Origin of the sequence: Streptomyces sp. NPDC091292, assembly GCF_044757265.1 — a bacterium.
Classification (GTDB): domain Bacteria; phylum Actinomycetota; class Actinomycetes; order Streptomycetales; family Streptomycetaceae; genus Streptomyces.
Genome location: NZ_JBIVUQ010000005.1, coordinates 195,644 through 218,696 on the forward strand (window position 1 = coordinate 195,644; position 23,053 = coordinate 218,696).

The 23,053-nt window shown below is 70.1% G+C and carries 20 protein-coding genes and 2 pseudogenes; 8 read left to right on the forward strand and 14 right to left on the reverse strand.

Annotation, left to right across the window (positions count from 1 at the left end; all coding sequences use genetic code 11):
- Window positions 1-6 precede the first annotated feature (6 nt).
- From ACIQNU_RS17275 to oxc, 3 genes are read right to left on the reverse strand one after another with little or no spacing between them, the layout of a single operon-like run.
- Window positions 7-522, reverse strand: a complete 516-nt coding sequence (locus ACIQNU_RS17275) for a hypothetical protein (protein WP_401366727.1) — start codon at window positions 520-522, stop codon at window positions 7-9.
- A gap of 52 nt (window positions 523-574) precedes the next feature.
- Window positions 575-1,831, reverse strand: a complete 1,257-nt coding sequence (gene frc, locus ACIQNU_RS17280; RefSeq protein WP_401366729.1) for a formyl-CoA transferase — start codon at window positions 1,829-1,831, stop codon at window positions 575-577.
- Window positions 1,832-1,878: 47 nt separating this feature from the next.
- Entirely contained in the window at window positions 1,879-3,624 is a 1,746-nt protein-coding gene (oxc, locus tag ACIQNU_RS17285) for an oxalyl-CoA decarboxylase (protein WP_401366730.1), read from the reverse strand.
- 279 nt (window positions 3,625-3,903) lie between these two features.
- Here oxc and ACIQNU_RS17290 point away from each other — a divergent pair, with 279 nt between their 5' ends.
- The gene (locus ACIQNU_RS17290) at window positions 3,904-5,574 is read left to right on the forward strand and encodes a FadD7 family fatty acid--CoA ligase (protein WP_401366732.1); all 1,671 of its coding nucleotides are present in this window, start codon (window positions 3,904-3,906) and stop codon (window positions 5,572-5,574) included.
- Window positions 5,575-5,613: 39 nt separating this feature from the next.
- Here ACIQNU_RS17290 and ACIQNU_RS17295 read toward each other — a convergent pair whose 3' ends face one another.
- Window positions 5,614-6,546 carry a LysR family transcriptional regulator gene (locus tag ACIQNU_RS17295; RefSeq protein ID WP_401366734.1) on the reverse strand — a complete coding sequence of 311 codons (933 nt, stop codon included), beginning with the start codon at window positions 6,544-6,546 and terminating at the stop codon, window positions 5,614-5,616.
- Between the two features lie 192 nt (window positions 6,547-6,738).
- Between ACIQNU_RS17295 and ACIQNU_RS17300 the strand changes: the two genes are divergently transcribed.
- From ACIQNU_RS17300 to ACIQNU_RS17310, 3 genes are all read left to right on the forward strand, one after another.
- On the forward strand, window positions 6,739-7,200 hold the full coding sequence (locus tag ACIQNU_RS17300; RefSeq protein WP_401366736.1) for an NUDIX hydrolase: 462 nt from the start codon (window positions 6,739-6,741) through the stop codon (window positions 7,198-7,200).
- Window positions 7,201-7,598: 398 nt separating this feature from the next.
- Complete coding sequence (locus tag ACIQNU_RS17305) at window positions 7,599-8,621, forward strand: ATP-binding cassette domain-containing protein (RefSeq protein ID WP_401366738.1); 1,023 nt, start codon at window positions 7,599-7,601, stop codon at window positions 8,619-8,621.
- Window positions 8,621-9,514, forward strand: a complete 894-nt coding sequence (locus tag ACIQNU_RS17310; protein ID WP_401366740.1) for an ABC transporter permease — start codon at window positions 8,621-8,623, stop codon at window positions 9,512-9,514. The genes ACIQNU_RS17305 and ACIQNU_RS17310 overlap by 1 nt, the downstream gene beginning before the upstream one ends.
- A 61-nt stretch (window positions 9,515-9,575) precedes the next feature.
- Here the strand turns inward: ACIQNU_RS17310 and ACIQNU_RS17315 are convergent, their stop codons facing one another.
- From ACIQNU_RS17315 to ACIQNU_RS17325, 3 genes and pseudogenes are all read right to left on the reverse strand, one after another.
- Window positions 9,576-10,595: a YbhN family protein gene (locus tag ACIQNU_RS17315; RefSeq protein WP_401366742.1), complete on the reverse strand. Its 1,020-nt coding sequence runs from the start codon at window positions 10,593-10,595 to the stop codon at window positions 9,576-9,578.
- Window positions 10,596-10,760: 165 nt separating this feature from the next.
- A pseudogene (locus ACIQNU_RS17320) lies at window positions 10,761-11,504 on the reverse strand (MerR family transcriptional regulator); the annotation flags it as partial.
- Between the two features lie 165 nt (window positions 11,505-11,669).
- A pseudogene (locus ACIQNU_RS17325) lies at window positions 11,670-11,864 on the reverse strand (MerR family transcriptional regulator); the annotation flags it as partial.
- 191 nt (window positions 11,865-12,055) lie between these two features.
- Here ACIQNU_RS17325 and ACIQNU_RS17330 point away from each other — a divergent pair.
- The 4 genes from ACIQNU_RS17330 (at window position 12,056) to ACIQNU_RS17345 (ending at window position 15,392) form a co-directional block, all read left to right on the forward strand.
- Window positions 12,056-12,628 (forward strand): helix-turn-helix domain-containing protein, encoded by a 573-nt coding sequence (locus ACIQNU_RS17330; RefSeq protein ID WP_401366744.1) that lies wholly within the window; start codon window positions 12,056-12,058, stop codon window positions 12,626-12,628.
- Window positions 12,629-12,671: 43 nt separating this feature from the next.
- Complete coding sequence (locus ACIQNU_RS17335; RefSeq protein WP_401366746.1) at window positions 12,672-14,132, forward strand: NAD(P)/FAD-dependent oxidoreductase; 1,461 nt, start codon at window positions 12,672-12,674, stop codon at window positions 14,130-14,132.
- Between the two features lie 107 nt (window positions 14,133-14,239).
- Window positions 14,240-14,869, forward strand: coding sequence for a glyoxalase (locus tag ACIQNU_RS17340; RefSeq protein WP_401366748.1), 630 nt, complete (start codon window positions 14,240-14,242; stop codon window positions 14,867-14,869).
- Window positions 14,870-14,936: 67 nt separating this feature from the next.
- Entirely contained in the window at window positions 14,937-15,392 is a 456-nt protein-coding gene (locus ACIQNU_RS17345; protein WP_401366750.1) for a pyridoxamine 5'-phosphate oxidase family protein, read from the forward strand.
- Between the two features lie 27 nt (window positions 15,393-15,419).
- On the opposite strand, the gene ACIQNU_RS17350 is transcribed toward ACIQNU_RS17345, so the two are convergent.
- The 7 genes from ACIQNU_RS17350 to ACIQNU_RS17380 all read right to left on the reverse strand — a co-directional run bounded on the left by ACIQNU_RS17350 (window position 15,420) and on the right by ACIQNU_RS17380 (window position 22,997).
- A complete protein-coding gene (locus ACIQNU_RS17350) occupies window positions 15,420-15,713 on the reverse strand; it encodes an SCO4225 family membrane protein (protein WP_401366751.1) in 294 nt (97 codons plus the stop codon).
- Window positions 15,714-15,799: 86 nt separating this feature from the next.
- Window positions 15,800-17,029: an MFS transporter gene (locus tag ACIQNU_RS17355; protein ID WP_401366753.1), complete on the reverse strand. Its 1,230-nt coding sequence runs from the start codon at window positions 17,027-17,029 to the stop codon at window positions 15,800-15,802.
- A 284-nt stretch (window positions 17,030-17,313) separates the two neighbouring features.
- Window positions 17,314-19,122 (reverse strand): sugar-binding domain-containing protein, encoded by a 1,809-nt coding sequence (locus ACIQNU_RS17360; RefSeq protein WP_401366755.1) that lies wholly within the window; start codon window positions 19,120-19,122, stop codon window positions 17,314-17,316.
- A gap of 70 nt (window positions 19,123-19,192) precedes the next feature.
- On the reverse strand, window positions 19,193-19,834 hold the full coding sequence (locus tag ACIQNU_RS17365; protein WP_401366756.1) for a hypothetical protein: 642 nt from the start codon (window positions 19,832-19,834) through the stop codon (window positions 19,193-19,195).
- Window positions 19,835-19,840: 6 nt separating this feature from the next.
- The gene (locus ACIQNU_RS17370) at window positions 19,841-20,677 is read right to left on the reverse strand and encodes a carbohydrate ABC transporter permease (RefSeq protein ID WP_401366758.1); all 837 of its coding nucleotides are present in this window, start codon (window positions 20,675-20,677) and stop codon (window positions 19,841-19,843) included.
- A complete protein-coding gene (locus tag ACIQNU_RS17375; protein ID WP_401366760.1) occupies window positions 20,674-21,660 on the reverse strand; it encodes a carbohydrate ABC transporter permease in 987 nt (328 codons plus the stop codon). The genes ACIQNU_RS17370 and ACIQNU_RS17375 overlap by 4 nt, the downstream gene beginning before the upstream one ends.
- Window positions 21,657-22,997, reverse strand: a complete 1,341-nt coding sequence (locus ACIQNU_RS17380) for an ABC transporter substrate-binding protein (RefSeq protein WP_401366761.1) — start codon at window positions 22,995-22,997, stop codon at window positions 21,657-21,659. The genes ACIQNU_RS17375 and ACIQNU_RS17380 overlap by 4 nt, the downstream gene beginning before the upstream one ends.
- Window positions 22,998-23,053 lie beyond the last annotated feature (56 nt).

Consider the following 23,053-nt stretch of genomic DNA (forward strand, 5'->3'; position numbering starts at 1 on the left):
CGCGTCTCACTCGTCCCAGTCGAACGTGTACTGCCCGGTGGCGCTGTCACGGCGAGCGGTCATGCGGTGGGGCGTCAACGAGAACTCTGCCTCCGCCCACCCGGCGATGGCCGGAGCGAGGACCGCCTCCGCGTAGTCGGCCTCGAAGATCTCCAGGGCGCGGACCCTGATCAGGACGTAGGGGCTCCTGTCGACGTGCTCGATCCGGTCGGCGACTTTACTCAATCCGAATCGCAGCCAGGCGACTTCACTTGCGGTCAGCGTGATCCGGTTCCCGTAATGGGCGCTGCTGATTTCGGAGGCGTCCAGCCAGATGCGATCGGTGACGGGGGTGCCGACGGCAGGTGAGGTGGTCGTCCGGACGGCCTCGGCCGATACCCCGAGAAACAGACCGAAGCCGCCGCTCTGCACCTTGTAGCGGTAGGTCCGCACACCTTCTGACTCACCCGCAACGCTGTCGACGGCCGGCGCCGACAGACCGAACAGCAGGAACTGGTCAGGGTCGACCGGCGGTTTCGTCACCCCGCCCATTCTGGTGAGCGGATGCCCGCCGGTCGACCCCTGCGAGCCTTCCTCAGACGACGACCTGCCCGGTGTGCAGGGCCGTGATGGTGGCTTGGTCGTAGCCGAGTGCTGTCAGGACCTCGTCCGTGTGTTCGCCGAGGAGAGGTGCGCCCGTGATGTCCGGGGTGAAGTCGGAGAACTTGATCGGGTTGCCGATCGTCAGGCAGGGCCCGCGGCCCTTCTGGTCCACCTCCACCACGGTTCCGCTCCGGCGCAGGGCGGTGTCCTCGGCGATCTCCTTCATGCTGAGCACGGGAGCGCAGGGCACCTCGGACTTGCGCAGGATGTCGACGGCCTCGTACTTGGTCTTGTCCTGGAGCCACTTCTCGATCTCCGCGAAGATGTCGAAAATGCGCTGCTCGCGGGCCTCGGCGGTGTTGTAGTCGGGGTCGTCGGCCCATTCGGGGTGGCCGACGGCCTCGGCGGTCCGCTTCCAGTTCTGCTCCTGGATCGTGAAGTAGATGTACGCGTTGGGGTCGGTCTCCCACCCCTTGCACTTCAGCACCCAGCCGGGCTGGCCGCCTCCGCCCGCGTTGCCCCCGCGCGGGACGGCGTCGCCGAACTCGCCGTTGGGGTACTGCGGGTACTCCTCCAGGTAGCCGACGTTCTCCAGGCGCTGCTGGTCCCGGAGCTTGACCCGGCAGAGGTTGAGTACGGCGTCCTGCATCGACACGGACACCTTCTGCCCGCGCCCGGTCCGCGTGCGGGCGATGAGGGCCGTGAGGACACCTATCAGCAGATGCATACCGGTGTTGCTGTCACCGATGGCCGCCGCGCTGACCGTGGGCGGACCGTCCCAGAACCCGGTGGTCGAAGCGGCGCCCCCGGCGCACTGGGCCACATTCTCGTAGACCTTGAGATCGCTCCACGGCGAGTCGTCGTCGAACCCCTTCACCGAGCCGAAGATCAGCCGGGGGTTGAGTTCCTGGATGTGTTCCCAGGACAGACCCATACGGTCCAGGGCTCCCGGCGCGAAGTTCTCCACGAGTACGTCCGCCTCACGGATCAGCTTCTCCATCACCTCCAGGCCCTCGGGGGCCTTGGTGTTGATGGCCAGGGAGCGCTTGTTGCTGTTGAGCATGGTGAAGTACAGGGCGTCGACATCGGGGATGTCGCGCAACTGGTGCCGCGTCACATCGCCGCCCGTGGTGCGCTCGACCTTCAGGACGTCGGCGCCGAACCAGGCCATCATCTGTGTGCAGGCCGGACCGGCCTGCACACCGGTGAAGTCGATCACCTTGATTCCGGTCAGGGGCAGATCAGTCATGACGGTTTCCCTTCAGTGTGGTGGGCACCTTGCGGTCCGCGTGGTGTTCAGGTCGCCGGATGGGCGACGTCCGCGACCCCCTTGGGATTGAGGCTGGTCAGGTGGCCGCTCTCGGTGCCGTCGGTGGGGTCGATCACGCAGTCGATGAGGGCCGGCTTGCCCGAGGCGAGGGCTTCGCGCAGTGCGCGCTCGACCTCGGCGGGCGTCGTCGCACGGAAACCCAGGCCGCCGAACGCGCCCATCATGAGGTGGTACTGGGCGCTGAGCGCGGTGGGGGCGGGATCCGCGGTGGTGGAGACGTCGTCTCCCCGGTACACACCGCTGTTGTTGAGGACGACGGTGACGATCGGCAGGCCGTAGCGGCAGGCGGTCTCCATTTCCATGCCGCTGAACCCGAAGGCGCTGTCCCCCTCGACGGCGACGACCGGCTCGCCCGTCTCGACGGCGGCGGCGATGGCGTACCCCATGCCGATGCCCATGATCCCCCAGGTGCCGCTGTCCAACCGGTGGCGCGGTACCCGCATGTCGAGCACATTGCGGGCGAAGTCGAGCGCGTTGGCGCCCTCATTGACGACGTAGGCACCGGGGTGGTCGTGGAGCACGTCGCGTACCGCCCGCAGTGCGCCCAGGAATGTCATCGGGCGCGCGGACTCGGCCGCCTCGACGCGCCGGGCCATCTTGGCGACGTTCTGCTCCGAGCGCGCCGCGAGTTCCGCCCGCCATGCCTCCGGGACCGTGATCCGGCCCGGCTTCGTCCGTTCGGCCAGCGCGTCCATCACCGACGCCACGTCGCCGACGAGCGGGGCGGCGATGGGCCGGTTGCCGTCCAGCTCGGTGGGGTCGATGTCGATCTGAATGAAGTGGACGTCAGGATTCCACTGCGGCGGTTCGCCGTGGCCGAGGAGCCAGTTCAGGCGGGCGCCGACGAGCATCACGACATCCGCGCGGCGCAGGGCGAGCGACCGGGCGGTGGCCACCGACTGCGGGTGGTCGTCGGGCAGCAGACCCTTGGCCATCGACATGGGCAGGAACGGCAGCCCGTTCCGCTCGACGAACTCCCGGATGCGCTCGTCCGCCTGCGCGTACGCGGCGCCCTTGCCGAGCACGACCAGGGGCCGTTCGGCGCCCGCGAGCAGTTCGATCGCACGCTCGACGGCGTCGGAATCCGGGAGCTGGCGCGGTGCCGGGTCGACGATCCGGGGGAGTGACGCGGCACCCTTCCGAGCGTCGACGACCTCTCCGAGTACCGCCGCCGGAATGTCGAGATACACGCCTCCGGGGCGCCCGGAGACCGCCGTACGGATCGCGCGGGCGAGGCCGCGTCCGATGTCCTCGGCCCTGTCGACCCGGTACGCCGCCTTGACCAGCGGCGTGGCAGCCGCGAGCTGGTCGATCTCCTCGTAGTCGCCGCGGCGGAGGTCGATGATGCCGCGCTCGCTGGAACCGGAGATCTGCACCACCGGGAAACAGTTCGTGGTGGCGTTGGCGAGCGCGACGAGCCCGTTGAGGAACCCCGGTCCGGACACGGTCAGGTACACGCCGGGCCTACCGGTCAGGAATCCGGCCGCCGCAGCGGCGTGCCCGGCGTCGCTCTCGTGCCGGAAGCCGATATAGCGGATACCGGACGCCTGGGCGAGGCGGGCCAGGTCCGTGATCGGGATACCGACCACTCCGTAGAGGGTGCTGACGCCGTTGTGCAGGAGCGCGTCCACGGTGAGGTGGTAGCCGTCGGTGAACTGTTCCGGGCCGTGATCGGAGGTCTGCTGGGTCCGCGGTGTGGAGACGGTGGTCATGGAGGGCTCCTCGTGAACGTTTTGGGTGATTTTCGCCCGTTTCTTCTGCCACTGTTCGTCAGCCGGTGCCGCCGCGTCCAAGACCTGTCGGCGACCGGTTGATAGGCGTGGGTTGTCAAAGGAACCCGTAAGCCCCGGGCACCCGGCCACGAAGCCCCCGGCACCCGGCCACGCTGCGTCGATAACCGCCGCCTGTCGGCCGTTCGCCGCTGGGTATTGGACCCGCCGCCCCGGCCTGGCGCAGGCTCGCAGGCGAGGGTGACCGAGGAGGTGACGACCATGGCCGCATCCCCGTCCGCCATGGCATCCGCAGGCGCAGCGGTCCCGTACCGACCCCCCGAGGTCACCGGTCTCACCGATCTGATCGAGCGGTCCGTCAAGGACCGGCCCGGCTCGGCGGCACTGATCGTCAGAGGAGACGACCCAGGCGACGCCCCCAATGCGAGTGCCAATACCCATGCCAATGCCGGTGCCCATGCCGGTGCCGGAGACCGCGTCCGGCTGTCCTACGCCGTACTCGACGGTCTGGCGGACGACTTGGCCGCGCGACTCGCCGACACCGGCCTGCGCCCCGGGGACCCCGTGGGTCTGATCGGTGCCAACACCGTCGAATTCGTCGCCGCGCTCCTGGGCGCCGCACGGGCCGGGCTGGTGACCGCCCCGCTGGACCCGGCACTCCCCGGACCTGAGATCGCGTCCCGGCTGACCGGGCTGGGCGTGCGGGCGCTCCTCGCCGGGCCCGCCGCCCCGGCCGCGCCACCGGAGACGCCGGTGCCCACCTGGCCGCTGCGCGTCCGGGTCGCCCCGGCCGGGACCGCCACAGTGAGGCTCGACACCGGTGAGCAGGCGGCGTCACGCGGCGGCCGGGGAGCCGCCGGGGACCTCACCGCTCACGACGCCCTCGTCCTGTTCACCGCCGGAACCACCGGCCGGGCGAAGATGGTGCCGCTCACCCACACCAACGTGGCCGCCGGCGCGACCGGTGTCTGTGCCACCTACGAGCTGGGCACGGCCGACGGGACGGTGGCGGTGATGCCGTTCTTCCACGGCCACGGGCTGCTCGCGGGGCTCCTGGCCTCCCTCGCCTCCGGGGGCCGCGTCGTGCTGCCGCCGCACGGCCGGTTCTCGGCGCACACCTTCTGGGACGACATGGAGGCCGCCGACGCCACCTGGTTCACCGCGGTACCGACCATCCACCAGATCCTGCTGGCACGCGCGGAACAGGAGTACCCGGGACGGCACGCCCGGCCCCTGAGGTTCGTCCGCAGTTGCAGCGCCCCGCTCCCCACGGCCACGGGACAGGCGCTGGAGGACTTGCTCGGCGCGCCCGTACTGAGTGCGTACGGAATGACCGAGTCCACCCACCAGGCGACCGGTGAGCCGCTGCCGCACCACGGACCGCGCAAGCGCGGATCGGTCGGTCCCGCGACCGGAGTGGACCTCCGGATCGTCGGCACGGACGGCCGCGCGTGCCCGCCCGGCGCCGAGGGGGAGGTGTGGGTGAGCGGCCCTGCGGTCGCCCGCGGCTACCTCGGCAACCCCGCCGAGACCGCGCACAGCTTCGTCGACGGACGGTTCCGTACGGGCGACCTTGGCCGGCTCGACACGGACGGCTGCCTGTTCCTCACAGGGCGCATCAAGGACCTCATCAACCGTGGCGGGGAGAAGATCTCGCCCGAGCACGTCGAGGATGTCCTCGCCGCCTGTCCCGGTGTCGCCGAGGCGGCCGTGTTCCCCGTGCCGGATGCCACGTACGGGCAGGTGGTCGGTGCCGCTGTCGTGGTGCGGGAGGACGCGTCCGGCGCGTCCGGCGGGCGGATCCTGTCGTACTGCCGGACCCGCCTGGCCCCCTTCGAGGTGCCGGAGCGGCTACAGGTCGTCGCCGCACTCCCGCACACCGCGAAGGGCGCGCTGGACCGGCGGGCGCTGGCGAGCAGGTACGGGGCCTGAGCCGGTGGTGGGGCCTGAGCCGGTAGGGGGCGGCGTACGTCAGCCGATCCGGTCCCCGCTCCCCGGCGGCTGGTCGAAGAACTCGTCGAGTGACAGTCCGGTCGCCGCGTCCGCGAACGCGCGGGCGATCGGCGACCCGGGCGCCCCCGCGTGGATCCCCACCAGGACCTGCGCCCTCGCATCGGGTTCCACCAGCCGTACGGCGCGCGTCCGGCCGGACACCGGCATCGCGCGCAACCAGGTGTGCGGCACGATGCTCGCCCACTCGCCACTTGCCACATGTGCGTACAGGGAGGCGACCGAGTCCGTCTCCACCTGCGCGGTGACCGTCACGCCGGTGCCTGCCAGCGCGCCGTCGAGCACCTGGCGGATGGTCATGTCCTCCGTCAGCAGCGCCAGCGGCATCTGCGCGGCCTCCGCCCACGTCATCGTGCGGATGTCGGGCCTCAGCAGGTCCTCGGGTGCCAGTAGTACGTAGCGTTCCTCGTACAGCGGTACGGTCAGCAGCCCGTCCAGATCCTCCGGCGGGAAAGGTCCGATCGCCGCGTCCAGCTCGAACTCGCGCAGCTGCCGGGCCAGGTCCGTCGTCGGCAGCCGGGAGTGGATCTGCACCCTGGCCAGCGGGTGTGCCGCGCAGAAGGCGGCCACGGGCAGGGCCACGGTCGTGGACGCGGTGGGTTCCGTGCCCAGCCGCAGGGTCCCGGTGATACCGGACTGGACGGCGGTCACCTCGGCCTTGAACGCGTCGTGCTCGGCGAGGATCCGCTGGGCCCACACCACCAGCCGCTCTCCCTCCGGGGTCAGGCCCTGGTAGGTGTGGCCCCGGTTGATCAGGGTGACGTTCAGCTCCCGCTCCAGCTTGGCGATGGCCGCCGACAGCGCGGGCTGCGACACGTAGCAGGCCTCGGCCGCCCTGGCGAAATGCCTCTCCCGGGCCACCGCCACGAAGTACTCAAGCTGCCGGAACAACATGCACGGGACCTCCCTGCGTGGGGCGCGGCGACCAAAGAAACGGACCTCATCGCTCCGCGTCTCCCTCACCATCCTGCGGGCATACGGTGGTGTCGGCGAGGTGTTCGTAGGGGAGCGGGTACGAAACTTGGCGCCGGACTCACCGAGAACTGACCGGGACAGGGTCCGACGAGTTCCGATGGGGGTATGGGGATGAGCTTCCGACTTGCCGCGTACGCCGTGTCCGTGCTGGACGGGCGGGTGCTGCTCGCCCGCCACGTGTCGGGGAACTGGACGCTTCCAGGCGGCAGGGTCGAGCACGGCGAGGACCCGTTCGACACGGTGATCCGGGAGGTGGCCGAGGAGACCGGCTGCGCTGCGGCGGTCGAACGTCTGCTGGGCGTGGACTCAAGAGTGATCCCAGCGGCAGACCGCCCCCGGCCTGGCCTCCCCGAGCACCAGAACGTCGGCATCTTCTACCAGGTCCGCATCACCGGCGGCCGACTCCGCCCCGAGCCGAACGGCGAGACCGTCGCATCGGTCTGGACTCCGATCTCCGACATCGCCGGCCTCCGCCGATCGTCACTGGTCGACATCGGCCTCACACTGGCGCGGACCACTCCGGCAACGGGCCACGTCGCCCCCGTCCCGATCGGCGGTCTGATCCAGCACTGAGATGTGTCCGCATCGCCGTAGCCGTCGGAGGGGCTTAAGGGCTCCGGAGGCATGCGGGGACTGCGTGCCGCGGGTCGCCTTCTCACCGGACGGCCGTGCCGTCGCGTACGGAGACTCCGAGGTGCGCCTCTGGAGCGTGGACCAGCGGCGCGAGGCCGCGCTGGGATGCCCATCTGCCCGAGGTGCCCTACCGGGACACCTATCGGCCTGCGCTTTCCCGTCGGCACCCCTGCGAAGGATGCCCCGGACGCCCTCCCTCGTGCGGTCAGGATGCCGTCGGTCGTGCGTGGCGTTTCAATGGTTTTCGTGGCGCTTCCATGGTGGGTGATGCGGCCGGCAAGGAGTTGGCTCGGCCGACCGGTCCTGTGCCCGTCCGGCCGGTGCCGGCGGGACGACCGGTGAGTTCGGACGACGGCGTCACCGAAGGGCCGTCCGTACAGCCGCCCGTAGAGCCATCCGTACAGGCATGGGACTCCGAGGCCGTGATCGTCACGAGCGGCCTCACCAAGGTCTATCCGAAGACCGACTTCCGGGCCGTCGACGGCATCGATCTGGTCGTGCGTCACGGCGAGATCTTCGGGCTGCTCGGCCCCAACGGCGCGGGGAAGACCACGACGGTCGGGATGCTGACGACCCGCGTGGTGCCCACCGCGGGCGCCGCCAGTGTCGCGGGTGTGGACGTGGTGCGCAGGCCCACCCTCGCCAAGCAGCTCATCGCCGTGGTCTCTCAACAGAACACGCTGGACCGTGCGTTGACGGTCCGGGAGAACCTGTACTTCCATGGCCTCCTGTTCGGTATTCCGCGGCGCGAGGCGAGGACGAGGGCCGATGAACTCCTCGGCCAGTTCCGGCTGTCACGGTGGGCCGACGCCTCCGTCTACGCCCTGTCCGGCGGGATGGCGCAACGGCTGATGGTGGCACGGGCGATCTTCCACCGTCCGACGGTCCTGTTCCTGGACGAGCCGACGGCGGGTCTGGATCCGCAGGGCCGGCTGGCTCTGTGGGAGACGCTCGACCAGTTGATCGCCCAGGGGCAGACGATCCTGCTCACGACCCACAACATGGAGGAGGCGGACCAGCTCTGCGACCGGGTGGCGATCATCGACCACGGCCGGATCCTCGCCCTGGACACCCCCACCGCCCTCAAACGCGGTCTGGGAGCCGACACCATCGTCAGGGTCGCCACCTCCGGCCGGCCCGAGCAACTGGAGAGCCGCCTCAGCGAGGACATCCCCGACGTCGTCCGTACCCGGCTGGTCGGCGGCGGTGTCGAACTCCAGGTCAAGGGCAACGACCGCCTCCTGCCCCAGGTGGTCGCCAGCGCCGAGCGGGGCGGCTTCGACCTGGTCGACCTCTCGATCACCGAATCCACGCTGGAGACCGTGTTCATCAGCCTCACGGGAAAGGAGCTGAGGGACTGATGTCCGCAGCGCACGCGTCGTCCCGTCCCGTCGACCCCCCGCCGCACGGACTCCCCGTGCCGTCGCGGTCCGCGATGTCCTCCAGCCGCGCGGCGCTGTCGGGGCTCATCCGGCGCGATCTGACCGTCCTGAAGAAGAACTTCGGCGAGTTCGTGGGCCGCACCCTCATGCAGCCGTTCCTGCTCGTGTTCGTGTTCCTGTACGTCTTCCCGTCGATCGGGCAGGGCATCGGGTCCTCCGGAGGGGCGTCCGGGGAGTCGGCGTTCGCCACGGTCCTGGTGCCGGGAGTGGTCGCCATCTCGATCATGTTCCAGGGCATCCAGTCAGTCGCCATCCAGATGTCGCAGGAGTTCGGCTACACCCGGGAGATCGAGGACCGCGTACAGGCCCCCTGCCCGATCTGGCTGGTCGCGGTCGCCCGGGTGCTGTCCGGGGCGGCCCAGGGACTGATCTCCGCCGTCATCGTGTTCCCGATCGCCGCGGTGGTCCACGCGCCGGGGGTCCACCCGGACCTGACGATCCACTGGTGGATCGCGGTCACCCTGATCCCGCTGGCGTGTATCGCGATGACCTCGCTCGGACTGTTCCTGGGTACGTCGTTCGAGCCGCGCAACATCGGCGTCATGTTCGGCTTCGTGATTCTGCCGCTGGTCTTCCTCGGCGGCACCTACTACCAGTGGACCAAGTTGTCCCTGGTGGAGGTCGGCGGATTCCATTGGCTCCAGGCCCTGGTGCTCGTCAACCCGCTGATCTACATCAGTGAGGGCATGCGGGCCGCGTTCACCGACATCTCCCACATGCATCTGTGGATCGTGTACCCGGTCCTGGTGGCGTTCTGCGTCATCTTCCTCGGGCTCGGCCTGCGGAACTTCCGCCGCCGCGTGCTGTCCTGACCACGAGCAGCACGCACTCTCCGGCCTGCACTCTCCGGCCTGGCATTCTGCGCCCCGACGGTCAGTCCGTCGGCGCCCGGCCTCTCTCGCTGAGCGTGAGCGCGAGCCAACTGCCCCAGCCGACGGGCTGGAGAGCCCAGTAGCTGATCACCCGGTACAGCAGGGTGACGGCGATGGCCTGCTGTGCGCTCAGCCCGTCCAGGACGAGGAGCGCGGTGAGGCTCGTCTCCACGACGACCAGACCCCCGGGAGTGAGGCGCAGACTTCCCGCGAACTGAGTGAGCGCGTAGGAGATGACGAGTCCACGCCAGGGCACGCCGATGCCGAGACTCCACATGCAGGCGGCGAGACACGCCATGTCCAGGACCCAGTTGAACAGTGCGAGGCAGGCGGGCCACAGCCGGCCCCGGACCCCGGGCCGGGCGGCGCGGACTCGCCGCCCGAGGCCGGAGAGGTCGTCCTCCAGGGCGAGCAGGCGCGGCGACCGCAGGCCGATACGCCGCCAGGTCCGCCACGCCCGCACCCGGACCAGGTGCGACCGGGACAACCCGTACACCACGGCCACCACCACAGCAGCGAGGGCGGTGAGACCGATCATGACCGGCCGCAGCACGGCACTCGGTCCCGAGTCGCCGCCGAGGAGGGTACCGGCCAGCAGCAGCACGAAGAGGCTCAGGCCCGACAGCGCTCCGGCGACCATCAGCGCACTCCCGGCCAGTGCCTGCCCCGCGCCCCGCAGGCGGTACCGCCGGTAGACCCATGCCGCCGCGAACGCGGCCCCACCGGGAAGCACCCCCGCGATGGCATTGGCCGCCATGACGACGGCGGCGACGACCCGGCGGCGTATCCGTACGCCCCCGATCCGCAACAGCCACCGCTGGAGCGCCACCAGACAGGCGAGCGACACCGCCTCGCACACCGCTGCCGACAGCAGACGCCAGGGACGCACATCGGCGAGCAGGCGAACCGCCGAGACCAGTTCGTCCCTCCGGACGACGGCGGCGACCACCGCCGAGGCGAGAAGGACGGCCGAGACCGCCCACCACCAGGGGCGCACCCTGGTGGCCGAGGTCCGTTCCATACCGTTCCGTCACCCTCTCGGGCTTACCGTCACACAGTCCAGATTAGGGGGAACGGGGTGGGGGACCCCGGCGCCGGAGCCGATCCGCGTCCTCACGCTGAGCGACACCTCGTCCCGCTGGCTGAGTACGCGTGCCCCGTCACGGCGTCGCCAGGCGCCGCCGCCCTAGCCGCTCTGCCGACTCCGCAGAGCGGTGATGAACCAGCTGAAGACCGGCGCGAGGCTGGGCGGAACCGGCCAGCCGTTGATGGTCGACAGCAGTTGCCAGTAGCGCTCCGCCCGGGGGTCCGCGCCGGTCTCCAACCGGGTCACGAGCCATCGCCGCAGGTCGGCGTCGTCCGTACGTCCGAACGTCTCGGCATAGAGCGCCGTGAGGGAATCGACGACGGGCGCCGCCTGGTCGGACGTCGGCTGGATTCCCGTGGCGAGTGCTGCGCCGACCTGGTCACGTACGGCCGTGGTGAGGTCGTGGTGCAGGCCGCTCGTGTCGCCGTGCGCCCGCTCCGCCGCCTGATGTTCGGCCATGGCGCGGACGGCGGTCCGGAAGTCCGCGTCCTGGCAGAGTTCGCCGAGTTCGACCCACGCCTCGACCTGTTCGGGGGCCGGGTCGTCGGGGAGTTGAGGCATGGCGGCACGCATCATGGCGACGAACTCGGGGTTGGCGTCGAGACCGCCGAACGTGTCGTCGATGAAGTCGTGCACCAGCCTTTGGCGTTCGTCGTCGGACAGCTTGGCGAGTCTGTGCATGAGATCCAGCTCCTCAGGTGTGGGCCCGCGTTTGGCCACCGCTCGCAGCACGGACCGCCGCAGTCGGAGCGTACGGATCTGTACGTCCAGGGCATCGGCGTGCGCCGCCGCCACCTCGGGCACGGAGACTTCGCGGTCGAGGACTTTCCTGATGGCGGCTAGGGCGCTTCTGATGGATATCCGTGGGTGAAGGAGCGGCGTTCGGTGCGTGCTCTCGGTGTGCCGCGCGGAAGTCCTCGTAGCGGCGCTACGTGGGCTTTCGTGCGGTGCGGCGAGAGTGCGTGCCGGGCGTCGCGACGCCGCGGAGATCCGTCAGAAGCGCCCTAGGTCGAGACCGAGATCGCGCAGTGTGCGCACCAGATCCAGTCGGGTGACGGCGTCGATGTCGTAGAGCCGGTAGCCGGCCGGGCTTCGGTCGGTCGGCGGCACGATTCCCGCGTCGGAGTAGAACCGGATGGTCTTCACCGTCAGCCCGGTGCGCCGGGCAAGGTCACCAATCGCGTAGAGCGCGTCGCCGTTCATGTGCCCCACCTTGGTGTCTCCCCCTACTGGAGACTCAAGCGGATATCCCCGATGCACCGGCCACCGGCCACCGGCTCCGGCTCCGCTCGCCGTCACGACTTCACCAAAGCCCATCACGACCTCATCAAAGAAAACTTGGATAAGGCCAATATTCGTTGTGCCGAGTACCAAGTCCTGTTAAGTTCCGGGCCATGTCACCTGAACAGCCCGACCTCGCCGCAGGTGTCGGTGCCCGGTTGCGCCGCCGCAGGCGGGCTCTCCATCTGACGCTCAGCGATGTCGCCGACCGGACCGGTCTCACCGAGGGGTACCTCTCGCAGGTCGAGCGCGACCAGGCCAACGCGAGCGTGCGCACCCTTCAGCGGCTCTGCGAAGTACTGAAACTCACCGTCGGCGACCTGTTCGAGCAGAGCGGGTCCGCGGCCGGCCCGGTCCTCCGCTTCCGCGACACCCACGGCATGTCGTTCGGCGAGGGCGCCACGAAGATCAAGCTCACCCCCGGGTCGTTCGACCACCTGGAGGTGCTGCTGGGGCACTTCACACCAGCGGGTTCCACCGGCGTGGAGCCGTACACCCACGGCAGTTCGGAAGAGTTGCTTCTCGTCCTGTCCGGCGAGGTGGAGGTGTGGGTCCGCGATCAGCACCACCGGCTCTCCGCCCTGGACTCGATCCACTACCACAGCAGCGACCCCCACCGGATCGTCGAGGCCACAGGCGAACAAGGGGCGCAGGTCCTTTGGGCCATGGCACCCCCCACCTACTGAATCGCCGTCCGACGCACCACCGCACGTCCTGCTGGAGTCACTCATGACCGCGATGAGCACGATGACCGCGTACCGCAACGGCGAGATATCCCATTGGATGAGGGCCGCGCACACCGGCGCCGGATCGGCGGGCGACCCGTCCCGGCGCCGGACCGCGAGCCTGCCCGACGAGCGGCAGGACCTCGTCATCGTCGGCGGCGGCCTGACCGGACTCTGGGCCGCCTACCACGCGGTCGCGGAGCGCCCCGGAGCGAAGATCACCCTCGTCGAGGCCGAGGAGGTCGGCTACGGCGCCTCCGGCCGGAACGGCGGCTGGCTCTCCCCACTGATCCCGGGCAATCGGGCCGTGTACGCCAAGGCCGCGCGCAAGCGGGGGCAGGACGGGGCCGCCGCGGTCGCCTCCTTCCAGCGGGAGATGGACGGCGCCATCGGCGACACCCTCCGCATCCTTGCGGACGAGGGCATCGAAGCGGACCAGTACCAGGGCGGGCACCTGCGCGTGGCCACCACCCCGGCCGCCATGAAACGCCTCGAAGTGGCTTACGCGGCCGACCTCGCGAGCGGATACCGGACCGAGGACCTCGCACTCCTCGACGCCGACACCGTCAAGGAGCGCATCGCGATCGGCCCGGCACTCGGCGGTCTGCTGACCCGCACCACCGCACGCCTCGACCCCGCCAAACTCGTCCACGGTCTCGCGGCCGTGGTGGAGGCCAGGGGCGTACACATCCTCGAAGGCACCCGCGCCACCCGCATCGCACCCGGCGCCGTGACCACCTCGCGCGGGACCCTGCGCGCCACCACGATTCTGACCTGCCTGGAGGCATACTCCGGGCAGGTCGACAGCGACGCCCGCGGTCTCGGCCGACGGGACGTCATCCCCGTCAACTCCTCCATGGTCGTCACCAACCAACTGCCCGACCATGCGTGGGAGCGGATCGGCTGGCAGGGCCAGGAGTGTCTGGGCGACGCCGCGCACACCTTCGTCTACGCACAGCGCACCGCCGACGGACGCATCGCCATCGGCGGTCGCGGCACACCGTACGCCTTCAACTCCGGTACCCCCGGCGAGGGAAAGGTGGACGCCCGTACCGTCCGCACGCTGAGCGAACGGCTCCGCCTCTTCTTCCCCGACGTACCGTTCACGATCGAGCACGGCTGGCGGGGCGCCATCGGCGTGACCCGCGACTGGTGCGCCGGGATCACCTTCGACCCGGGCACCGGCATCGGTGTCGTACGCGGCTTCGCCGGACACGGCGTGACGGCCACCCATCTCGCGGCCCGGACCCTGCTCGACCGGGCCGCGGGCCGCGACACCGCCCTGACCCGGCTGCCGTGGAACGAGCACCACTCCGGACGCTGGGAGCCCGAACCACTGCGGTGGCTCGGCGTGCACTCCATGTACCGGCTCTTCGGCGTCGCCGACTGGTGGGAGGAGAGCCGCCACTCGCAGAACACCTCCCTCATCGCCCGTCTCGGCTCGCGGCTGGCAGGGCTCGGCTGAAAAGAGCGACCCCGCGACCCCGCAGCTCCGCCGTGTGAACGGGTCCCTCGGTGATCGAGCAGGATCGGAGAAGCGCCGGCCGCCGAGCCCCGATTAGCGTGATCGTCATGATCTCCATCGCATCCCTCACCCTTGAGGTGGCCGACACCACGGCCGCCGAGCACTTCTACCGCACCGCCTTCGGGCTGGGCGCACAGGTGAGCCTCCGGGGCTCCGAGGCGCCGACGACCGGGTTCCGCGGATTCACCCTGTCGATCACCGTTTCCCGGCCGGCCGACGTCAACAGCTTCATCGACTCCGCCCTCGCAGCCGGCGCCACCACGCTGAAGCCCGCATCGAAGTCGCTGTGGGGCTACGGCGGCGTCGTCCAGGCCCCGGACGGCGCGATCTGGAAGATCGCGACCTCGTCGAAGAAGGACTCGGGCCCGGCCACCCGGCACATCGACGCCCTCGTGCTGCTGATCGGAGCCGAGGACGTGAAGGCGAGCAAGCGGTTCTACACCGAGCACGGCCTGAGCGTGGCGAAGAGCTTCGGAGGCAAGTACGTCGAGTTCGCGACCGAAGAGTCCAGCCCCGTCAAGCTCGGGCTGTACCAGCGCCGCGCCCTCGCCAAGGACGCCGGCGTCCCGCCGGACGGCACCGGCTCGCACCGCCTCGTGCTCGGAAGCACCGCCGGCCCGTTCACCGACCCGGACGGCTTCGCGTGGGAAGCCGCACTGCCTGCCACCACGGTCTGAAACCCCCTGAAGGAAGGGGTCTTCACGAAGTGAGCAAGGTTCTTCACGAAGTGAGCGGAGGGAAAGCATGACGGGCGCGGCGCCGCGTGGACCGGAGGAGAGACTGCGGGACACCCGCGCGAGGCTGGAGAGCGACATCGACCTCTGGGTCGCGACGTCGGGCCTCCCGGACGGCGTCCACCTCGTCCCGCTCTCCTACCTCTGGGACGGGGCCGCCTTCCTCATCTCGACACCGCGCGCCTCGGTCACCAGCCGCAATCTGCTGGCGGACCCACGGGTGCGACTCAGCCTCGGGCCCACCCGCGACGTCGTCATCGTCGACGGCACCGCCGAGCCGGTGGACACCGCGGACCTTGCCCAGGAGACGGGTGACGCGTTCGCGACCCACACCGGATTCGACCCGCGTACAAATGGCGAGACGTACCAGTACTTCCTGATCCGGCCGCGGCGCATCCAGGCATGGCGCGAGGCGAACGAGCTACGGGGACGGGACCTCATGCGCGACGGCAACTGGCTCGGCTGACCCCGCACCGGAGGGTCCCCCGACGCCTCAGCTCACCCGCTTGCCCCGTACCACCCGCCACAGCACCCAAGCCTGGGCGAGACCTCCGACCGTCAGAAGCGGGAGATACGCCACGTCCGGGATCGGCAGTACGGACAGTGGGACGGAGAGGGGCAGCGTTGCCCAGATGAGCCAGACAGCCGCGAATCCGGGGTCGTCGAACAGGACGAGCGCCTCGATCCAGAGCGCGAGCCCGACGACGAGCGCGGCGTAGCCGCCCGCGGCCCACAGGGCGATGCGCTCGCGCTCGTAGCGTGCCGGTCCGTGGAATGCCATGGCCATGGTGCTTCTCCTCACTGCGGCGGAGTCCGCTCCGGATCTCCTGCACCCAAGGTTCGCGCCACCGGGGACGACCCGCCTCGGTCCTCCTACTCAGGTTCCGTCTGAGTACGCACGGGTTCGACCTGAGCGAGGCCGACTCCCGACCGCCGCAGGGCGAGGGAGAGCGTGAAGAGGATGATCCCGGCGGCGGGGGCCAGTGCGAGGGCGGCCGTGGGGTCCAGGGTGTCGGCGGCGCGACCGGCGACGAATCCGGCGAGGGCGGAACCGGCCGCACTGGCCGAGTTGTGCCAGGTGAACGCCTGAGTGAGGACACCGGCGTGTACGGCTCGCTCCGTGAGGACGCCGAGTAGGACGAGCGTGGGCGGGACCGCCGCCTCGGTGACCACGGCGGCGGCGCCCAGCCATGTCGCGGACGGTGCGAAGGGAAGCAGGAGCGCTGTGACCGTCAAATAGGCGGTGGCGACTACGAGTTGGCGGGTCGCCGGGATCCGGGGTCGGCGCAGCCCGTAGAGCCAGCCGGAGAGCAGCCCGCCGAGACCGGCGGCGGCGATGATCGGCGCGGCGGCGCCCGGCATGCCGTGTCCGGTGGCGTAGGCGCTGATGGACACCTGCATGGTGCCGAAGTACAGCCCGATGGCCAGGTTGAGGGCGGCGAGGAGAAGGAAGCTTGGCCGGAGAAGGGTGCGCCCGGGGTGGGGGAGTCCGGCGTATGCGCGGGCGGGAGGTGGCGCGGTACGGCGTTGCGCGGCGAGCGCGCCTCCGCCGCCCAGCACCAGCATCGCGGCTACGGCACTGGCCGCAGCGGCAGCACCCATCGCTCCGAGCGCGGTGACCAGGACGGGCCCGAGCAGGAACGCGGCGGCGTTGGCGACCGACCCCAGGGACAGGGCCGTGGGCAGTTCGTCGGGGCGGCCGTCGCGCAGCAGGTGCACCCAGCGCGCCGCCGAGAGCGCTCCGAGTTGCGGCACGGACGCCCCGGCGCATCCGGCGGCGACGATCGCCACCGCCGGCGTGGACGACGCGAGGACGACACCGATGGCGGTGCCGTGGCCGAGCAGAGCCCACGGCAGGACACGCGTCTGGCCGAATCGGTCCACGAGGCGGGCCAGTTGCGGGCCGATCAGCGCCTCGGCCAGCGCGAAGGCGGCCGTGGCGAGACCGGCGGTGGTGTAGGAACCGGTACGGGCATGCAGCAGCCAGACCAGCCCCAGGCCGGTCATGGCCAGTCCGATGCGACCGGCGGCAGCGGTGAAGAAGAAGGCGGCGGCGCCGGGTGTGCGCAGCAAGGGACGGTAACCGGATGCAGTCGAGTGCACGGAGATGTCCTTCATCGCCGCCGGCCAGGGCGGGCCACCCCCGGATCGCCGGCGCCTGCCACTCACACTGGAGGGCGAAACGCGACCCGTGGCCCACCAGGGGGACGTCCATACCGCGGGAGACCGGGACACACGCCCTCACCGCCGCCCCCACATACCGGCGGAACACAAACAACAGACCCGAACCAATGCGGGCTCGGGCGACTGCCGGGACGGTAACAGAGCGGGACCGACGTCGGTCAAGAGCCCTTTACGGTGACCCGCGTTCCCTCACCCGCATTCCCTCACCCACCCGACCCCGCACGAGTCCGCGTAAGGATTTCTCGTAGATCGGGCAGGGGGATTTTCGGGTGGCGGTCGGCTGTGAAGAGGCCGTTGGTTTCCTGTTCCGTGTCGGTGAACTGGGTGAGGCAGAAACCGGCGAGTCCGGAGTTCACGGCGGCGTTCACCAGGGCGGTCATCCGGTCGGCGAAGTCCTGCTCGGTGGCGACGATGTCGTAGCCGAACCACTCGGCGCCCTCGGCCGGTGCGAAGGTGGCGCCGCCGAATTCGCTGAGGACGATCGGCTGACCCTGGTGGCGTACGCCGTCCAGCGTGAGCCGTTTCGCGGCGGGCCACTTTTCGGCGATGTCGCCCTGCCGGAGTGAGGCGTGGCCGTAGCGTTCGCGCAGCACGTCCGCCTGCTGGGAGTAGTCGTGGACGCCCCAGATGTCCGCCGCCGAGATTTCCCAGCCGTCGTTGGAGACGGCCGGGCGGGAGGGGTCGAGGGCCTTGGTCAGGTGGTAGAGGGCGTCCATGAAGTGGCGTTGCGCGGGGACGAGGGCGGGGTTCGGGACGGACCAGGACTCGTTGATCGGTACCCAGGCGACGATCGAGGGATGGCTGAGGTCACGGGAGATCACCTCGGTCCACTCGCTGACGACCCGCTCGACCGTCGGCGTACCGAACGCGTAGGCGGCCGGCATCTCCTCCCAGAGCAGCAGCCCCAGCCGGTCGGCCCAGTAGAGGAATCGCGGGTCCTCGATCTTCTGGTGGATGCGCAGCCCGTTGAGGCCGATCTCCTTTGCCAGCTCGGCGTCGCGGCGCAGTGCGTCGGCCGGAGCGGACAGGTGGGACGCCGGCCAGTAGCCCTGCTGCAACGCGAAACGCAGGAAATACGGTTTGTGGTTGAGGAGGAACACTCCGTCGTCCCAGCCGATGTCCCGCAGGCCGAGATAGGAGGTCACACGGTCCACGGGTGCGCCGTCCGCCGCCTCACTCAACTCCACCTCCGCGTCCACGAGATGCGGCTGCTCGGGGCTCCAGAGCAGTTCGTCGAGGTCCTGCGCATGCCGCAGGGCGGGCAGCGCGATGTCGAACGACGTCTCCTGGCCGTCGGTCCGCATCCGCTGTTCGGCGAGCACCCGTTCGCCCCGGGTGAGACGGACCGTCAGATGCAGCGGTCCCCGCGGCCATTGGCTGAGGCGCAGCCGGCACTGCACACGGGCGTGGGCGATATCGGGGGTCCAGTGCAGAGCCGTCACATGCTGCTCCGGGACCTCCTCCAGCCACACCGGCTGCCAGATCCCGGAGGTGCGGTGGTACCAGATGACATGCGGGTGCCGGCGCCAGTCCTGTTTGCCCCGGGGCTGCGCGGCGTCGAAGGGCTGGTCCTCGGCCCTGACGACCACGACGTGTTCCCCGTCCCGGTCGAGGGATTCGGTGACATCGCAGGAGAAGCCTGTGTGTCCGCCTTCGTGACGGCCCACCAGGTGGCCGTTCACCCAGACGTCGGCCCGGTAGTCGACCGCTCCGAAGTGCAGGAGGAGACGCCGGCCGGGGGCGGGCTTGGTCACGTCGATCGTGCGCCGGTACCAGAGCACCGGATGGAACCCGGTGTCGTGGACGCCCGACGCCTCGGACTCGGGCGGGTAGGGGACGATGACGGTGCCGGTGAACGGCTCGGTGACGTCCGGATCCATCCAGCGGCCGGAGCGGCCGAGGTCCGCGTCGTCGTGGGCGAACTGCCATGGACCACTCAGATCACGCCAGTCGGGGTCGCGAACGAGCTGCGGCCGGGGGTGACCGGCGGCGTCCAGGTGGGTGCGGGGCATGCGGCAACTCCGATGGTGTCGTGCACGAATACGGTGAGTGGCGGCGGCGTCGGGGGTGGGGCGGGTCGTTTCAGCCTTGCCGCTCGCCCCCGCCCTCGCCTTCGCCCCCGCCTCCGCCTTCAGAGGAGCGGAGGTCCACCACGGTGGCGGCGAACGCCAGAGGTCCGGGCAGCAACGGCACCAGCAGCGGCATGGACCAGGCCAGGACCACGGCGAGAAGCACCGCGGCGCCCAGCAGGGCGGAGCCGCGCGGGTCGGCGGCCGACCGGATCAACGCCCTGCGCGCGGACAGTCGGTGCGGCGCGCTGAGCGCGGTGGCGCGCAGGCCCACGACCGTGACGCCCAGGGCCAGCAGCGCCAGCGCGGGCGCCACGACGAAGGCTCCGGGCAGCGCGCCGCGCACCAGCGCGGAATCGATCACCAGGACCACGACGAGCAGCGGCGGCACCAGACCGGCGGCCAGCGAGCGGGCGGACAGATGGGCCCGCAGATGACCGGCGTACGCGACGGCCCTGCTCTGTACGCCGCTGTCCACGGTGGTCCGGAGCGTCGCCGAAGCCGCCGCGAAGGCGGCCGGGGCCGTGACGACCGGAAGGCACGCGAGGCTGGTGAGCAGTCCGACGAGCAGCACGTCGGCGAAGAGCGAGAAGCCCGGACCGAAGACCTCCCCGGGTTCCCGGCGGTCGCCGGCCCGTGCGGGTACGTGGCTCATGGCGGCTCAGCCCTTCAGTCCGGAGGTGGCAAGGCCCTGCACCAGATAGCGCTGGAAGACGACGAAGAACAGCACGATCGGCAGTACGGAGATCACCGACATCGCGAACATGGGCCCGTAGGCGGAGGTGCTGGACTGGTCGACGAAGCTGCTCAGGGCGAGGGTGATGGTGAACTTCTCCGGCGCGAACAGATAGATCATCTGCGTGAAGAAGTCGTTCCACGTCCAGATGAACGTGAAGATGGCCGTGGTGATCAGCGCGGGACGGCTCAGCGGAAGCGTGATCGACCAGTAGGTACGGAAGGCACCACAGCCGTCGATACGGGCGGACTCCTCCAGCTCGCGCGGCAGCCCCCGCATGAACTGGACGACGAGGAAGACGAAGAACGCCTCGGTGGCCAGGAACTTGGGCAGGATCAGCGGCCAGTACGTGTCCACCATGCCGAGCCGGTTGAAGATGATGTACTGCGGAATCAGCACCACATGGTGCGGCAGCATCAGCGTCGCGACCATGAAGGCGAACATCACCTTGCGCATACGGAAGCGCAGCCGGGCGAAGGCATAGGCGGCGAGGGAGCAGGACAGCACATTGCCGATGACGGCGCCGCCGGCGATCAGCAGGGTGTTGCCGAGCAGCCGGGTCACGGAGACGCCCGACACACCGTCCAGGGCGGTCGTGTAGTTGGACCACTCCAGGTGGCTCGGCCACAGGTCGAGACTCGTCACCACCTGGTCCGCGGGCTTCAGCGAGGTGGCGAGGAGCCAGGCCAGCGGATACAGCAGTACCAGCAGGCACCCGGCGGCGACCGTGTGCGGCAGCCACCGCTTCGTGGCGATGTTCATCGCCCCTCCTCGTCCGCGTAGAAGACCCAGGACCGTGATGTCCGGAACAGGATCAGGGTGATGACGCCGATGGCGATCAGCAGCAGCCAGGCCATGGCCGCCGCGTAGCCCATGTGCGAGGCGGTGAATCCGCGCTCGTAGAGGTACAGCGTGTAGAACAGGGTGGAGTCGGCAGGCCCGCCGTCGCCGCCGCTGACGGCGTAGGCCGGGGTGAACACCTGGAAGGAGTTGATGATCTCCAGCACCAGGTTGAAGAAGACGACCGGTGACAGCATCGGCACCGTGATCGACACGAACTGCCGCCACCGCCCGGCGCCGTCGAGCGCCGCCGCCTCGTACAGGTCGGACGGGATCTGCTGGAGACCCGCCAGGAAGATCACCATGGGCGCCCCGAACTGCCACACCGTCAGCAGGACGACCACGTACACCGCCAGATGCGGATCGCCGACCCAGCCACCGGTGTCGATGCCGATCGCGTCCAGCACCCGCGGGACCGAGCCACCGTCGTTGAACAGCGCCCGCCACACCAGCGCGATGGACATGCTCGCGCCGAGCAGCGACGGCGCGTAGAACGCCGAGCGGTAGAAGGCCCGGCCCCGGCTGGCGAGATTCCTCAGCAGCATCGCCGCGCCGAGCGCGAGAGCCAGCTTCAGCGGGACCGCCACCACGACATACAGCGCGGTGGTGCCGACCGACCTCCAGAAACGGGGGTCCCGGGTGAACAGGTCGCCGTAGTTGCGCAGGCCCACCCACTGCGGCGGATCGAACAGGTTGTAGTCCGTGAACGACAGATACAGCGACACAGCCATCGGGACCAGGGTCAGCACGACCGCGCCGATCATCCACGGCGACAGGAACACATAGGCGGGCCACCGCTGTTCCCGTATCCGCTGCTCACGCATCCGGCGCAGACGTCCGGCGGGCTGCCGCCGCTCTGCCGTCCCGTCGGACGGTGCGGGCGCCTTGGTCGACACGGTGCTCATGACCTCAACTCCCGGTTCGCCTCGTTGACGAGTTCGCTCGCCGCTTCACGAGGTGTGGCGAGCCCGAACAACACACGTTGGTACGTGCGGTTGAACGCGCGGTTGATGGCGACGTCGCCCGACGGAGGAGCGGTCGGCGGGGCGTCCAGGCCGTACTTCTCCATCCGGCGCGCGTACGCGTAGGTCTCCCGCTCCGGACCCGTGAGGGTCTTGGCGACCCGGGCCGCGACCAGGCGATTGGGCGGAGTGGACCGGGTGAAGCCCAGAATGTCCCCGGCCCGCAGGTCGTTGAGGAGGAAGTCGACCAGTTCGGCCGCCTCCTTGGGGTGTTGGGTGTGGGCTCCGATGCTCAGCAGCATGCTGGGCTTGAAGTACGAGCCCTGACGGCCACCGGTCGTCGGCGTCGGCGCGAAGCGGACGGAGTCGCCGAGAAGCGTCGTGTACCCGGGGAACGGCGCGTCCCAGGTGAAGTCGGCGGCCGAGAGCCGGCGCCCGATGGGGGTGGTCTCGGTGCTGTTGGCCTGCACGGTGTCCTCCGCCGCGGCGACAGAGCCTTCCCTGCGCAGCCCGTCGAAGAACGTCCAGAACGCGGTGAGGTCGTCCTCGCTGAACCCGAGCCGGGTCTGACCGTCGTAGAGCTGCTTGCCCCGGCTGCGCAGCCAGTTCTCGAACACGTCCTCGTTGCCGCCGCCGTCGTTGGCACCCGTGACCGGACGGCCGTCGGGCGACTTGAGCCCCAGCGCGGCGATCTTCCTGTTGGCCGCCGCCCAGTCCTGCCACGTCCAGCTCGGCTGCGGCGCGGGGACGCCGGCCTTGTCGTAGAGGGCGGAATCGTAGGCGTATCCGGTGATGCCGCGCCCCATGGGCACCGCGTACTGCCTGCCCTCGTAGGTGCCCGTGCGCAGGAAGTCCGCATCCATCTCCGACGTACGGATTGTGCCGTTCCCGAGGTACGGGTCGAGCCGTCCGAGGGCTCCGCCGCCCGCGTACTGGGAGATCTGCCGGTAGTCGATCTGGGCCACATCGGGTATGCCGCCGCCCGCGGCCTGCGTGGCCAGTTTCTGCAGATACGAGCCGTAGCCGGCGTTCGATGTGCGGACCGTGACGCCGGGGTGCTCCTTCTCGAAGAGCCGTACGGCCTCCTGGGTGCGGGCGGCGCGGTCGTCGTTGCCCCACCAGGAGAACGTGAGGGTGATTCCTTGGGACGCCGTGCCGCCGTCGGCGCGGGAACACGAGGTGAGTGCGGCCGTCAGGGCAGTGCTGAGACCGGCGGCGGTCGCGGCCAGGACGGCTCGGCGGTTCGGGTGTCGGCGCCGGCTGCTTCGAGGCTCGGGCATGGGGGCCTACCAGAGGGGGACAGGGGTGGGGTACGGAAGGAGCCGGGCGTGCGGCG